13 protein-coding genes are annotated in these 14,041 nt (G+C 53.3%); all 13 read left to right on the top strand.

All coding sequences use genetic code 11. The features are described from left to right. The first annotated feature begins 453 nt into the window (after window positions 1-453). The 13 genes from AC3RCL_RS23935 to AC3RCL_RS23875 all read left to right on the top strand — a co-directional run bounded on the left by AC3RCL_RS23935 (window position 454) and on the right by AC3RCL_RS23875 (window position 14,006). Window positions 454-1,128, top strand: coding sequence for a response regulator transcription factor (locus tag AC3RCL_RS23935; RefSeq protein WP_492532408.1), 675 nt, complete (start codon window positions 454-456; stop codon window positions 1,126-1,128). Then, entirely contained in the window at window positions 1,125-2,492 is a 1,368-nt protein-coding gene (locus tag AC3RCL_RS23930; protein ID WP_492532406.1) for a sensor histidine kinase, read from the top strand. Before AC3RCL_RS23935 ends, AC3RCL_RS23930 begins: the two co-directional genes overlap by 4 nt. A gap of 310 nt (window positions 2,493-2,802) precedes the next feature. Then, entirely contained in the window at window positions 2,803-4,893 is a 2,091-nt protein-coding gene (locus AC3RCL_RS23925; RefSeq protein ID WP_492532405.1) for a BglG family transcription antiterminator, read from the top strand. Window positions 4,894-4,928: 35 nt separating this feature from the next. After that, window positions 4,929-5,372, top strand: coding sequence for a PTS sugar transporter subunit IIA (locus tag AC3RCL_RS23920; protein WP_036659685.1), 444 nt, complete (start codon window positions 4,929-4,931; stop codon window positions 5,370-5,372). Next, a complete protein-coding gene (locus tag AC3RCL_RS23915) occupies window positions 5,369-5,632 on the top strand; it encodes a PTS sugar transporter subunit IIB (RefSeq protein WP_009593269.1) in 264 nt (87 codons plus the stop codon). The genes AC3RCL_RS23920 and AC3RCL_RS23915 overlap by 4 nt, the downstream gene beginning before the upstream one ends. A gap of 23 nt (window positions 5,633-5,655) precedes the next feature. Next, window positions 5,656-6,951 carry a PTS ascorbate transporter subunit IIC gene (gene ulaA, locus AC3RCL_RS23910; protein ID WP_213579508.1) on the top strand — a complete coding sequence of 432 codons (1,296 nt, stop codon included), beginning with the start codon at window positions 5,656-5,658 and terminating at the stop codon, window positions 6,949-6,951. A 141-nt stretch (window positions 6,952-7,092) separates the two neighbouring features. After that, window positions 7,093-8,085 carry a phosphotriesterase family protein gene (locus AC3RCL_RS23905; protein ID WP_015736906.1) on the top strand — a complete coding sequence of 331 codons (993 nt, stop codon included), beginning with the start codon at window positions 7,093-7,095 and terminating at the stop codon, window positions 8,083-8,085. 14 nt (window positions 8,086-8,099) lie between these two features. Further along, the gene (locus AC3RCL_RS23900; RefSeq protein WP_492532401.1) at window positions 8,100-8,828 is read left to right on the top strand and encodes a creatininase family protein; all 729 of its coding nucleotides are present in this window, start codon (window positions 8,100-8,102) and stop codon (window positions 8,826-8,828) included. Between the two features lie 67 nt (window positions 8,829-8,895). After that, the gene (locus AC3RCL_RS23895) at window positions 8,896-9,630 is read left to right on the top strand and encodes an SIS domain-containing protein (protein ID WP_492536458.1); all 735 of its coding nucleotides are present in this window, start codon (window positions 8,896-8,898) and stop codon (window positions 9,628-9,630) included. 105 nt (window positions 9,631-9,735) lie between these two features. After that, window positions 9,736-10,005, top strand: a complete 270-nt coding sequence (locus AC3RCL_RS23890) for an HPr family phosphocarrier protein (protein WP_036659680.1) — start codon at window positions 9,736-9,738, stop codon at window positions 10,003-10,005. Beyond that, window positions 10,005-11,765, top strand: a complete 1,761-nt coding sequence (ptsP, locus tag AC3RCL_RS23885; RefSeq protein WP_492532398.1) for a phosphoenolpyruvate--protein phosphotransferase — start codon at window positions 10,005-10,007, stop codon at window positions 11,763-11,765. The genes AC3RCL_RS23890 and ptsP overlap by 1 nt, the downstream gene beginning before the upstream one ends. A gap of 227 nt (window positions 11,766-11,992) precedes the next feature. Then, window positions 11,993-12,826 carry a helix-turn-helix domain-containing protein gene (locus AC3RCL_RS23880; protein WP_375121659.1) on the top strand — a complete coding sequence of 278 codons (834 nt, stop codon included), beginning with the start codon at window positions 11,993-11,995 and terminating at the stop codon, window positions 12,824-12,826. A gap of 223 nt (window positions 12,827-13,049) precedes the next feature. Then, window positions 13,050-14,006, top strand: a complete 957-nt coding sequence (locus AC3RCL_RS23875; RefSeq protein WP_036659674.1) for a glycoside hydrolase family 43 protein — start codon at window positions 13,050-13,052, stop codon at window positions 14,004-14,006. Window positions 14,007-14,041: the final 35 nt, after the last annotated feature.

Genomic DNA, 14,041 nt, shown 5'->3' with positions numbered 1-14,041 from the left:
CTGCAGCGGATCGGATGCCAACCAAAAACATCGCAAAACGAATTGGTAGAAAAAGTCGGCCTGAATTGGCCGACTTTTTTGGTATGCCGTAGAGGGGGCTATGCACATGGTTTGTTCATGTTCCGTTCATATTGATGTCACTGGCAGTTCATCTTCCTTGATTAAACTTGGTTAAGCATCACTCGATAGCTTTCCCATTCAACGGAAAAGACTGGAGATGATGCGGCCGGTTCGAGGCTCGAGATTTCATTTGCTGGCTAAGAATAAGGGCTGAAGTCAAGGGATTGGACGAACAAAAAGCCGCGGAATGCGCGGCCTTTTTTAGCGTAGGCTAGAATGCAAATTAGACGCACAATTGCCGCACCATTTGAACCAATCCCCATAACCCTTGTATATAGAATAGTATATAGTTATTACACAATATGGGATGGAAATGAAAGAAAGAGGGGACCTATGCCTACTATACTGGTTGCTGACGACGACGCGAACATTCGCGAACTCGTCTGTTTATTTCTACGCAATGACGGATTCACCACGGTCGAGGCGGCTGACGGCAAGGAAGCGCTCAGCGTCTATGGCTCGACACCCGTCGATCTTGTCGTGCTTGATATTATGATGCCGATGATGGATGGCTGGACGTTATGCAAGGAGCTTCGAAGAGCCAATCCGGATTTGCCGCTGCTTATGCTGACGGCGAGAGGCGAAACCTGGGAAAAAGTAAAGGGTTTCGAGCTTGGGACGGACGATTATTTAACGAAACCATTCGATCCGTTAGAGTTGACGGCCCGAGTTAAGGCATTGCTGAAACGATATCGGATCGGCTCCACGCAGACGATCCAGTTCGGCAACGTCATTCTCGACAGGCAGACCTATAAGGTGAGCAGCGGGCCGGAGACGTTCACGCTGCCGCTCAAAGAGTTCGAATTGCTGTACAAGCTCGCTGGAACACCCGGACAAGTCTATACACGCGAGCAGCTGATCGATCAGATTTGGGGAATCGACTACGCAGGAGATGATCGAACGGTGGATGTGCATATTAAACGTCTTCGCGAAAGGTTCGCAACGACGACGGATTTCCGGATCGAAACGGTGCGCGGGCTGGGATACCGGCTCGAGGTCTATGAATGATCAGATCCTTATATATTCGAGTAGTCCTGACGTTTCTAGTGTCCGTCATCGGGGGCACGATCCTTTCGTTTTTTATGTCTACTTGGATGTTCAAGGAACAATTGAACGAGAACGCGCAAATCAACTTACGCAACTTCGGTCAAGATGTCGTCCGGATTTACAAGACACTTCCGTTACGTGAAGCCGACTTGTTCGTTAGTGAAATGAAGCAGCTCGATTCCTATTATATTCGCATCTACGAAGCGACGGGCCAGTACCAGGCTTACGGCAAGCTTAACGGACACAAACCTGCTGAAGTAACGATGGATCAACTAAAGGAAGTAATCGAAGGAGGCGTTGTTCAAGACACGCAGAAAGGCATTGCTACGGTTCTTTTAGGGCTGCCGTTGAAAACGGAAACGGGAACGAAAGCGATGTTCCTGGAAATGCTCGCCCCCCCTTCTGCCTCTTTTGTCGTCAAATGGGGATCGATCTTTGCTACCAGTTCGTTGATTACAGGGAGCTTATTGATCCTGATTGCCTCCATCTACTTGGTAAGGCCGATCAAAAAGCTGACAAAAGCGACCCGACGCATTGCAGCCGGAGATTTCAGCGTCAAGCTGAATATTAAGCAAACAAGCGAGCTGGGTACGCTGGCTCGCAGCTTTGAAGACATGATGCACGAGCTCCAGCAGCTGGAGCAGCTGCGCAGGGAATTCGTAACGAACGTGTCGCACGAGGTGCAATCGCCGCTCACCTCGATTTCCGGGTATGCTCAAGCGCTGAAGCAGGTAAATCTCTCGGATGGCGAGCGAAGACGTTATCTGGATATTATCATCGCTGAAGCGAAGCGGATGTCCAAAATGAGCGACAGCCTGCTCAAGCTGAGTTTGCTTGAATCCCAGTCACAGCAGCTGGGGCTCAGCACGCTCAGCCTGGATGAACAGATCAGACGGGTCATCGTGGCGCTCCAGCCGCAATGGGCTGCCCGCAGCATTCAGTTTGAGCTTGATTTGCAGCCCGTTAAAGTTACGGCCGATCATGATCAATTAAACCAGGTATGGACGAACATCATTGGCAACAGCATCAAATTCTCAAAGGATGGCGGCGTGATTAACGTCAGCATCAAACAAGACATGAATAACGTGACCGTCCGAATATCCGATACGGGCATAGGGATTTCCCCGGAGGATCAGAAGCGCATATTCGAACGTTTCTTTAAAACCGACCGTTCCCGCAGTCGTAAATATGAGGGCAGCGGCATGGGACTCGCCATTGTTAAGCAGATCGTATCGCTTCATCAAGGCGATATCCGAGTGGAAAGCGAACCTGGCCAAGGAACGACCTTCATCGTCACCTTGCCAATCATGACGCCGGCGAATTAGTTAGATTCTGTGGGGATCGATCCGCAAACACCGATGATGACCGGTTCGTGAAAACTGACCGTGCCGAATGAAAGGATGCGATTTTTGCCAAGACACGATGACCAGGGCAGTCGCAAAGTTGAACCATATCTTATACAGGCCATGGGGCCTGTTTTTTTGTCCATTTCACTAGAGTACATTTTTGCACAAATCGGGCTCCATGAATTGAACTGTCCTTGATCAATTGCCTATAGGTATAATCAAATTGCAAAAAGCACGAAACTAACGGCAAAGGAGTTGATGCCGTATTCTGGATGAACGCAGTACCAAGATGTTGACGCTGCTCCATGAGGCAGCCGATTATGTATCGCTGGAAGAACTGATGCAGAAGCTCGGCATCTCCAGACGAACCGTTTACTATGATATGGACAAAATAAACGACTGGTTGAAAGCGGTTCAACTTCCATCGGTCCAATATGTCAGGACAGCAGGCTACTATTTGCCTGAAGAAAGCCGGGCGGGGCTTCCGCAGTTGAATGAAAAGCCCCATGCACAGCAGTATTATTTGTCTCCGCGCGAAAGGCTGGCCTGGATGTCGCTCTACCTGCTGTCGGCGGAGAGTCCGCTCTTCGTTCACCATCTGACCGAACTTCTCCAGGTTAGCCGCGGCACCGTGCTCAAGGATTTGAACATGGTCCGCTCGGAGATGAGGTCCGTAAAACTCAAGGTAACCTACGACCGTAAGCGGGGGTACGGCGTACACGGGGAGGAGCGGGACAAGCGGAAGACGCTGAGCCATTACTTCGGGCAGATTTTCGGTCATGCGGGCTGGGAACAGGCATTCAACCTGAACCCGAAATCGGGAATTCCCGATCTCGCCCCACTCCTGTTTCCGCCTATGGAAGAGGGAGGTTTGGAGCAAGTCTATCGCCTGATCTCGGATAGCGAGATCACGCTGGGCGTAGATTTGACGGATGAGATGCTGTTTCATCTGACCGCCCGCTTCCTGTTGTATGTAAGACGGATTCAAACCGCGCAATGGGTCTCGATCGACGATGATGAACGAAGCGTTCTGCGGAGGACGCCGGAGTATGAAGCTGCCGCGCGTATTGCGGAAGGTCTCGGGCAAATGTTCGGCGTTTCCGTTCCGGATGATGAAGTCTGCTACTTCGCGATGCATCTGCTGGGGGCGAGAGTCAATCGGATGGAACAGATGACGGGTTCCGAAGAAGTGCTGAAGCAGCTTCGGAACGTGACGACGGAGATGACCGACCATTTTCAACGGTATGCCTGCGTATTTCTGCCGAACCGTGAAGCCATGGAGGAGAATCTGCTGGTCCACTTGAAACCGGCTTATTACCGGATCTTGTATGGTCTCAGCCTGGAAAATCCGCTGCTCGAAAATATCCGTTCCAAGTACGGGGAAGTATTCGAGCTTACCCGCCGTTCCGCCGCACCGTTCGAGCAGTTGGTTGGACGTAAACTTGACGATCACGAGATCGGATACCTCGCCATGCACTTCGGCGGTTGGCTGCGCAGAGAGAATACGAAGCCGGCCGTAAGGCGGCAGGCCGCCATCGTCTGCGTGAACGGCATTTCCGCATCGCGGATGCTGAAATCGCAGCTGGAGAACCTGTTCTCGGCAGTGGACATCACAGCCGTATTGTCGCTCCGCGATTATGAGTCGTTTCGCGAAGAAGATGTCGATTTTATATTCTCGACGGTACCGCTCCCGGACAGCAAAGTGCCCGTTCTCCTGGTGAATCCGATTCTAAGCGATAAGGATAAGGAGCATTTGCTGAACCAAATCAACATGGTTTCCGGACGCAAATCAAGAACCCAGGCCAACACGGTACAAGCGCTGCTGGACATCGTCCATAAATACGCGGCGGTAAGGGATGAAGCCGGACTTGCGGAGGAGCTTAACCGCTACATGTCCTTAGGGAAAACTTGGCTCAGCGAGGCTCGGAAGCCATCTCTGACGGATCTGCTCACCGGGCAAATGATTCGGATGAACAGAGAAGCGGCAGATTGGCGGAGCGCCATACGCGAAGCCTCCGAACCGCTGCTGAAGGATGGACGCATCGAAGAGGCTTACATTGATGCGATGATCTCCAAAGTGGAAGCGCTCGGCCCTTACATTGTCGTAGCACCTGGCATCGCCATCGCGCACGGCAAGCCGCAGGATGGAGTCCGGCGGCTTGGGATCAGTCTGTTCCGGCTGGAGCAGCCCGTCGCCTTCTCGGAGGAAGCGCGCCACCAGGTGCAGATCATTCTGGTCCTGGCGGCGATTGACGGCGAATCCCACCTGAAAGCACTGTCGGAGCTGACGCTCCTGCTGAGAGATAAGGAAAACCTGATCCGACTGAAAGAGGCCAGGACGAAAGAACAGATACTTCAACAATTACAAACCGGTCCTTAGCACCGAACAGAATACCGGATTTGGGAGAGATGAGAATGAAATTTTTGGAACCGTCACTAATTGCCTTGGATGTTGAGGCCGAGACGGCGGAAGAAGCGATCCGTTTGGCAGGGGCGCTGCTGGCGAATGCCGGAGCGGCGGAAGAACGTTATGCCGATGCCATGGTGGAATCGTATCGTGACAAAGGGCCGTACTTTGTTCTTGCGCCGCACATCGCCCTACCGCATGCCCGTGCGGAGGACGGGGTGAGGGAAGCCTCCGTCTCGCTGCTTCGATTGAAGACGCCCGTCGTTTTTGGCCATGCCGCCAATGACCCGGTCCAGCTTGTATTCGCGCTCGGCGGCTCCTCAAGCTCGGAGCACATCGCCATGCTGCGCAAGCTGACGACATTGCTCAGCAATCCGGACAACGTGGAGCTATTCAAGCAGGCATCTGATGTAGAGTCAATCCAACAACTAATTAGGGGGAACGAACAATGAAAATTTTATGCGTATGCGGTTTAGGACAAGGAACCAGCTTGATTCTGAGAATGAATGTGGAGAATGTGCTGAACGGCATGGGAGTAAACGCCGACGTGGAGCACACGGACGTTTCGACGGCATCGGGAACCGCAGCCGATTATATCATTACAAGCAACGAGCTGGCACAAAGCCTGCAAGGGCATGAAGCCAAGGTCGTTATCGTCAACAACTATTTTGACAACGACGAGATCAAACAGAAGCTGGAAGAAGTGCTGTAAACCATTAGAAAGGAAGAGGGCTTATGGACGTACTTTTTTGGATCGCTACCAACATTTTTGGAACGCCGGCCATTCTGCTCGGGTTTATCGTTCTGATCGGCCTGCTGCTGCAGAAGAAATCAACGAGTCAGCTCGTAAGCGGCACCTTTAAAGCGATCATCGGCTTCCTCATCATCGGCGCAGGCTCTGACGTTATCGTAAAAGCCTTGAACGTATTCGAGCCGATGTGGAAAGAAGTCTTCGGATTGGAAAGCGGATCCCTCGGTACCTTTATGGGGCAGGAGGCATTCAATTCCAAATTCGGCAGCGCCGTTACGCTTGCCATGCTCATCGGCTTTCTGATCAACGTTCTGCTGGCACGCTTTACCCGGTTTAAATTTATTTATCTGACCGGGCACATGATGTTCTGGACGTCGACCGTTTTTGCGGGCGTCATCGTCCATGCGTCCAGCGGAATTCCGATCTGGAAGCTGGTACTGATGATCGCCGTGGTTCTTGGGGTGTACTGGACGTTCCAGCCGGCGCTGGTTCAGCCGTTCCTGCGTAAAATCACGGGCAACGATAACATTGCGCTTGGACACACGTCGGCTTCGGTTGCGCTATTGGCTGCCTTGTTCGGCAAATTGCTCGGCAACAAAAACAACGATTCCGAGAAAATCAAAGTACCGAAAGGCTTCGAATTTCTTCGCGATTCCAACGTCATCACGGCGCTCAGCATGGGCGTGTTATTCCTGATCGGGTCCATTATTCTCTCGACGAAGGGCACGCCGGCTGCGGCAGAACTGATGAAGCAATCGGGTGACCAGAACTTTATCATCTATTCCATTATCCAATCGTTCACGTTCGCAGGCGGAATCGCCATCGTTCTTATGGGGGTCCGGATGTTTGTCGGCGAGCTGGTGCCGGCCTTCAACGGGATTGCTACCAAACTCGTGCCAGGCGCCAAACCGGCTCTGGATGCGCCAGTCGTATACCCTTACGCGCCGAATGCGGTGGTGCTTGGCTTCCTGGGAGCTTTCGGTGGCGCGATTATCTGGCTGCTCGTACTGGGCAACACCGTTTCTTACATCTTTGTGCCGACGATGATCGTTCTATTCTTCCACGGCGCTACGGCAGGGGTGTTCGGGAACTCGACAGGCGGTGTCCGCGGTGCCGTGATCGGCGGCTTCATCACGTCAACCGTAGTCGCTTGGGGTCAGTTCCTGATGGTCCGCTTCTTTATCGCCTCGACGGTGCCGGATACGGCCATGTGGGCTGCCGATTCCGACATGTTCATCATCGGACCGATTCTGCACTTCCTGGCGAAACTGTTCTTTTAGAGGTTAAACAAAAAAGTCGGCTTTGGATCACGAGATAGATCAGAAAGCGGTCTAAGGCGTTGAGAGAAGCCGGCTTTTTTGAACATGCACTTTTATGAAACGGTCAGGTTCTTATTCTATAGAGAGTGGAGGAGAAACGATATGGGCTTTATCCGTACCTTGCATGGAGATATCAGCAAAGAGGAATTGGGCTTTACGTATTCCCATGAACATATCGTATGCCGTCCGGCCTACTGGCAGGAACGGGGAGTGGACGATTTGCTGTTGGATGATAAAGAGAAGTCCAAGCGCGACGTTCTGGATTTCAAACAACACGGCGGATGCTCCATCGTGGATGCTACAGCCGTCGATTATGGACGGGATGTTCAAGCGGTGCAGGAAATCGCGCTTGAAACCGGCATTCGCATTGTAGGAACGGCGGGCTTCAATAAAAGCTTCCTGTGGGATGCCAAAATCAAAGAGGAGCTGAAGCCGCTGATCGGCGATTATGAGAGTTATGCGCAGTGGATCGAGGCCAAAAGCATCAACGAGCTGGCGGATTTCGTCATCCGGGAGGTGGAAGAAGGGCTGGAAGGCACGCCATTCAAAGCAGGCCAGGTTAAGTTCGGGACAGGCTATAACCGCATCACGCCGCTGGAGGAGAAGACGCTACGCGCTGTAGCCCGCGCTCATCACGAAACAAAAGCCCCTATCCACTCCCATACGGAAGTCGGCACCATGGCGCTGGAGCAAATCGAACTCCTAAAAAGCGAAGGCGTGGATCTATCCTACTTGAGTTTAGGGCATATGGACCGGAACCCCGACCCGTATTACCATGAGCAAATCGCCGCAACCGGAGCCTACATGAGCTTTGACGGTATCGGCAAAATCAAGTATGCGCCGGAAAGCACCCGCATCTCGCTGATTCTGGAGCTTGTCCGTAAAGGCTACGAGGATCAGATTCTCATCAGCGGAGATACCGCCCGTAAAACCTACTACAAGCATTACGATTACGGTCTCGGGCTGGAGTACATTATTTCCAAATGGGTGCCGCGCTTTGTAGACGAGGCGAATCGCAGCGGCTTTGACGGCCGGAAGCTGGTGGAGAAATTTTTCGTAAGCAATCCGGCCGACTGCTTCTCATTCAAAAAGTAAGGGGGCTTAGCGTCATGAAATTCGAACTCGAGAATTCGGTTGAGGTGGAGGAGAAAATCCGCAAACTCGGCGCGGCCATACTTCCAATCGGGGCCGTTGAAGCGCATGGTCCCCATCTGCCCCTGGGCACGGATAACCTGCTTGCGTCCAGGCTCGCGGACAAATTGGCGGAACGGACGGACAGCTTCGTTCTGCCGACCCTTCCTTATGGTCAAGTGTGGAGCCTGCGCAATTTTCCGGGAAGCATCAACGTGTCGAACGAAGCGCTCATCCGGCTGCTTGCCGATATCGGCGAGAGTATATATCATCAGGGATTCCGCATCTTCATCATGGTCAACGGCCATCTCGGCAATGCGGTTGCGCTGAAGGAAGCGGCGAGAATTTTATACGAACGGGTACCCGAATTGAAGGTGTTCTACTTCTTTTATCCAGGCACGAAGGAAATCACGGCGGAGGTACGCGAGGCTTCGGCCGCTCACGGCAGCTACATGCATGCCGATGAAATCGAGACCTCCTACATGCTGTATCTTGCGGGCGAATACGTGGACATGAGCAAGGCGATCGACGGCGTTCCGCAGATCCCGATTGAAGCGGACTTCACGCCTACACCCTGGGAGGAAATGACGGCTTCCGCGGTGCTTGGGGATGCAACGTTGGCAACGAGGGAGAAGGGAGAGCGGATTATCGAGCGAAGCCTGGAAGTCATGGCCGACATGGTACTCCGGGCGAAAAAAGCGATATGAACCCGTTCACTCGCGGAAGAATAACAGAAATCTATACAAATACAGGAACCACGAGGTGAAAGCGATGATGATGGACACCTATTTTGATGTGATTGGCGGGTTGTTTGACAAAGTACGAGCGGAGCAGGCCAAGTCGATACGTGAAGCGGCGGAAAAGGTGGCGGCCTGTATTCAGCAGGGCGGCATTATTCATCTGTTCGGCTGCGGGCATTCGCATATATTGACCGAGGAAGTCTTCTACCGGGCAGGCGGACTCGTACCGATCCGTCCGATTCTCATAGAGAAGCTGATGCTGCATGAAGGCGCGGTACGTTCGTCCGAGCTGGAAAGACAAAACGATCTTGCCGTCGAATTCATGAGCAAGCAGGACATCCGCAAGGGAGAGGTCGTATTCGTCCTGTCCACCTCGGGCCGCAATCCGGTTCCCGTGGATGTCGCTTTGATGGCGAAGGAGAAGGGGGCCTTCACCGTAGGCATTACCTCACTGGAATATTCCAAAAGCATGCCGTCCCGGCACAGCATCGGCAAGCATCTCGCGGATGCCGTGGATCTGGTGATCGACAATTTCTCGGTCAAGGGCGATGCGGTATTGAGCCATCCCGGCCTTCAGGTCCCCTTTACCCCGAGCTCGACAGTGATCGGAGCCTTGATTTTGAACGCCCTGTTCGCCGAATCCATTGAGATTATGATTGAGCAAGGCTTTAACCCCCCTGTATTTCTTAGCGGAAATATCGACGGCTCCGATGAGCATAACCAAGCGCTGGTCGAGGCGTATAAAGGCCGGATAACCTTACTGGCCTGACAAGAGTCGAACGGATGAACGGCAGGAAACAACAGAGAAACCGCAACTTTACGTTTCAGTAAGTAACAGCCCCGGGCTGGCGGTTACAGGATGAGGAGGAAAGACATGTTCGCACAAACGGTAACCATACAGAATGAGCAGGGCTTTCATGTACGTCCGGCTCAGCTATTTTCGGAAAAAGCAGGACAATTTGGAGCAGAGGTTCGTCTGAAGACAAACGAAGGACGCTCGGCGGATGGCAAGAGCATGCTGGAGCTGATGACGCTCGGCGTTGAACAAGGAGCCGTCGTGACTATCGAAGCCAACGGAGACGGTGAGCAAGAAGTCGTCGAAGCCCTGATACAGCTCGTCGAAAGCAAGTTTGGTGAAGCCTGATGAATAGGCTGGATATTCAAGGAATCGGCGTGTCGGAGGGTATCCGGATTGCAAAGGCCTATATCTACAAATCTTCGGCGGGGGCCAGCGGCCAAAGCAGTCCCGAAGGGAATTATATTCCCGATACCTCGGCTGCGGTCCAAGACGAGCTTCATAAGCTTCGCGAAGCCAAAGCGGGCTGCGCCGAGCAAATGGAGAAGCTGATTGAGAAAGCGAAGGAAGCGGTAGGCGAAGAGCAAGCCGGCATTCTTGCGGGACACCGAAAGCTGCTGGACGATCCGGCTTTCTACCCGAAGATGGAGGCGCGGATCCGGGAGAAATTGGAGACGGCCCCAAGGGCCGTTGCCGAGGTTGTCAACCAAGTCGCTTCCATGTTTGAATGCATGAGCAATGATTATATGAAAGAGCGCGCGACCGACATCCGCGATATCGGCGGCCGTCTTCTCGCCTGTCTGTCGCCTGGGCAATCGCAGGGACTTGCCGGAATCACCGAGCCGGTGATTCTCGTTGCCGACGATTTGACGCCTTCGGATACGGTGCAGCTGGACCCTGCCTTGGTGGTCGGCTTTATCACCCGTACCGGAGGAGCAACCTCGCATACTGCGATTCTCGCGCGGTCGCTCGGCATTGCCGCTGTCGTCGGCGCGGGAGACGGGATCGACGGCATCGAGGACGGCGATCTGCTCGTCCTCGATGGATCAGCCGGGCTGTGCCTCGCCCGGCCGGAAGCGGCGGAGGCGGAGCAGCATCGGCTCCGCATGCAGCAGGACCTCGAGCGCAGGCAATCGCTCGAGGAATACATTGACCGTCCGGCGGTGACCGCCGACGGTACGCGCGTGGAGCTCGCGGCGAACATCGGCAGCGCCGCGGAAGCCGAGGCCGCCGTCCGGCAGGGCGCGGACGGCGTGGGTCTGTTCCGCACGGAGTTCCTGTTCATGAACGCCGCGGCCATGCCGGGCGAGGAGGAGCAGTTCCGTGCGTACCAGGAAGCGGCCCGGCAGATGGAGGGCCGCCCCGTGATCATCCGCACGATGGACATCGGCGGAGATAAGGAGCTTCCGTACCTGCAGCTGCCAAAGGAAACGAATCCCTTCCTGGGTTACCGTGCAATACGGGTAGGGCTTGTCCGCCTGGAGCTGCTGCGCACGCAGCTGCGGGCCGTGCTGCGGGCCAGCGCCTTCGGTACCGTGAAGGTCATGTTCCCGATGATCTCCGGTTTGCAAGAATGGAGGCAGGCGAGATCCATCCTGGCGGAAGTGCAGGGTGAATTGAGGGAGGAGGGCGTACCGTTCGACGAGAAGATGGAAGTCGGCATTATGGTCGAGATTCCCTCCACGGCCGTGTTGGCAGGACTTTTCGCGGACGAAGTCGATTTCTTCAGCATCGGTACGAATGATCTCGTTCAGTACACGGTTGCCGCGGATCGCATGAACGAACACGTAGCGCACCTGTACGATTATTTCCATCCCGCCGTGCTTCAGCTCATCCGAACGGTGATCGATGCTTCCCATAAGGCCGGTAAATGGACCGGCATGTGCGGCAGCATGGCGGGCGACCCGTTGGCCGCGCCGCTCTTGCTCGGTCTGGGACTTGACGAATGGAGCATGGAGGCTGGCAGACTCAGCCCGATCAAGGAAAGGCTCGAAGGATTGGAGCGAGCGGAATGCCGCGATCTGGCGGAACGCATTCTTCGCCTGGACACGCCCCAAGCCGTTCGTCAGGAGCTGGAGGCATTTTGCAGCGCTAAGATTCCCTGCTGATTCGTCTTCGAGAATTTCATAGCGAAGCGATTTCGTTCGCGGCTCCGCAAGAAGAAAACCCTTGATGAATCATCAAGGGTTTTTAGTCTTATTCATTTCAATGTTTCACACCAAGCCATGTCAGAACAACCAGGGTACCTCGATATTTATTGACCAGGTTCGGAGGACTTCATAGAATGAATAGAGAAGGACTGCCTATTAGAAGCCTCATAGAAAGAGGATGGAACATGGAAAACAGTGAAAAGAGCTTTGTGATCAGTATGGAGCGCTTTAAGCCCCACACCTTTCAGGCCGAGCAGGGAGAGGGCCTCTTCCAGTCACATGCCCATGAATACGATGAGCTGACGCTGGTATTGGATGGGGAAGGGTACTACAGCTCTTCTGAACAGAATATCAAGGTAGCTGCCGGCGATCTTATCCTGATACCTGCCCGGCTTCATCACGGCTTCGTTTGTACGAGGCCTTGGCAGGGGATATCCGTTCATTTCTTCCACGATAGGCTTCCGGTCCATTGCCAATACCTCTTTCATGAAATAGAGTCCAAACCACATCGGATCCGGAGCGCCCATCTTCACGAAGATGATATGCGGTGGGCGGAAATCAGTTTTTTTCAGCTGGAGAAAGAATGGAATTCCAAGAGGCAAGACATCGATGCCTACAACATGATGCGGATTGCCTTTGAGACAACCTTGCTGATATTCCAGCGTAACAGGGAAACGTCGATGCCGACGGCAGGTACCGATCAAGTCGTATTGGAAGCGATATTAAAAGAAATTCATAGCAGCTATCATACACAAATTACGGTTAACGAGCTCGCAGCTCGCCATTTTATTTCCGAAAGCAATCTCCGCAGGAAGTTCTCGGAATCCTTCGGCGTCTCGCCAAAGCAGTATATCATCAACCTTCGTTTGATGGAGGCTAAACGGCTGTTGCGACAAACCGATAAGGCGATCGAATCGATCTCCGCCGAGGTGGGCTTTACCTCTTCCAGTCGGTTTTATGAGTTCTTTACGAAATCGAATGGAGCCACACCGCTTGAATGGCGTAAGCAGAATCCATGAATCGAATCGTTTATGAGGACCGTCCGTCAGGGCGGCCCTTTTCTTTTTCGACCGTCGAAAACGATTCGGTATTGCTTTATTTTGCATATATACTAAAGCGTTTTCATAATTGTTTGCCCAGAATTCGTCCCTGATAATTAATGGAAGTAAGAAATAAACCGAAGGGGGGACTTCGCTGAAGGCTTTACCTTGACTGGAATGAAGGGATAAAAGGAGAGAGAGCATGTCAAATCGCACAACGACGTTTAGCAATCCAATCGTAGCAAACGCAGCCGATCCTTGGGTGCTGAAGCACACGGATGGCTATTATTACTTTATGTCCACGCAGCCGGGTCGCCTGGAACTTACCCGATCCTCCACCTTGACCGGACTTGCAGAGGGCCGAAGGAAGACCATATGGTCTCCGGAACCGGGAGGTCCCTACAGCTATAACTTGTGGGCACCGGAAATACACGATCTGAATGACAAATGGTACATCTACTATACGGCTAACGATGGCGGAGGAGACGAATCGCGGGGGCTATGCGTGCTGGAGAACGAACATAGCGATCCGCTCGAAGGCGAATGGGTTTGGAAAGGGGCGATGAAGACTCCCGTTCCGGGCTTGGACGGCACCGTGATGACGGTACGGAATCGGCTTTATTTTCTATATGCCGGATACGGACATTTTCCCGAATACGGATCTGCTATTTATATTGCGCAAATGGCTAATCCTTGGACATTGACCGGGGAACACCGCTTGCTAACGGCTCCAACGCTTACGTGGGAAAAACAAGGCGGAATGGCCATTAATGAAGGTCCCGTCACGCTGCATAGGAACGGCCGCATTTTTCTGGTTTATTCCGCCAGCACGACCTGGTCCGAGGATTATGCCCTGGGAATGTTGACGATGGATGAAGATGCCGATCCGATGGATCCGGCTTCATGGCAAAAGTCGATGGAGCCTGTATTTCGCAAAAGTATAGAGAACGGAGTCTATGCGACCGGCCACAACAGCTTTACGAGGTCTCCGGATGATCAAGAGGACTGGATCGTCTTCCATGCGCTTCCTTCAGCCGACGCCGATGCGAGCATCCGCTCGACGCGCATACAGAAATTCGGCTGGAAACTTGATGGTACGCCTGATTTCGGGGTTCCTTGGAGCGATGCGCATCATCAGCCCGTGCCATCGGGGGAGTAATCAATGAACGCCTTTAAACAGGTTTGCATATGAAA

It is taken from the genome of Paenibacillus sp. MT86 (genome assembly GCF_058792535.1).
This window is presented reverse-complemented; position numbering and strand designations above follow the sequence as displayed.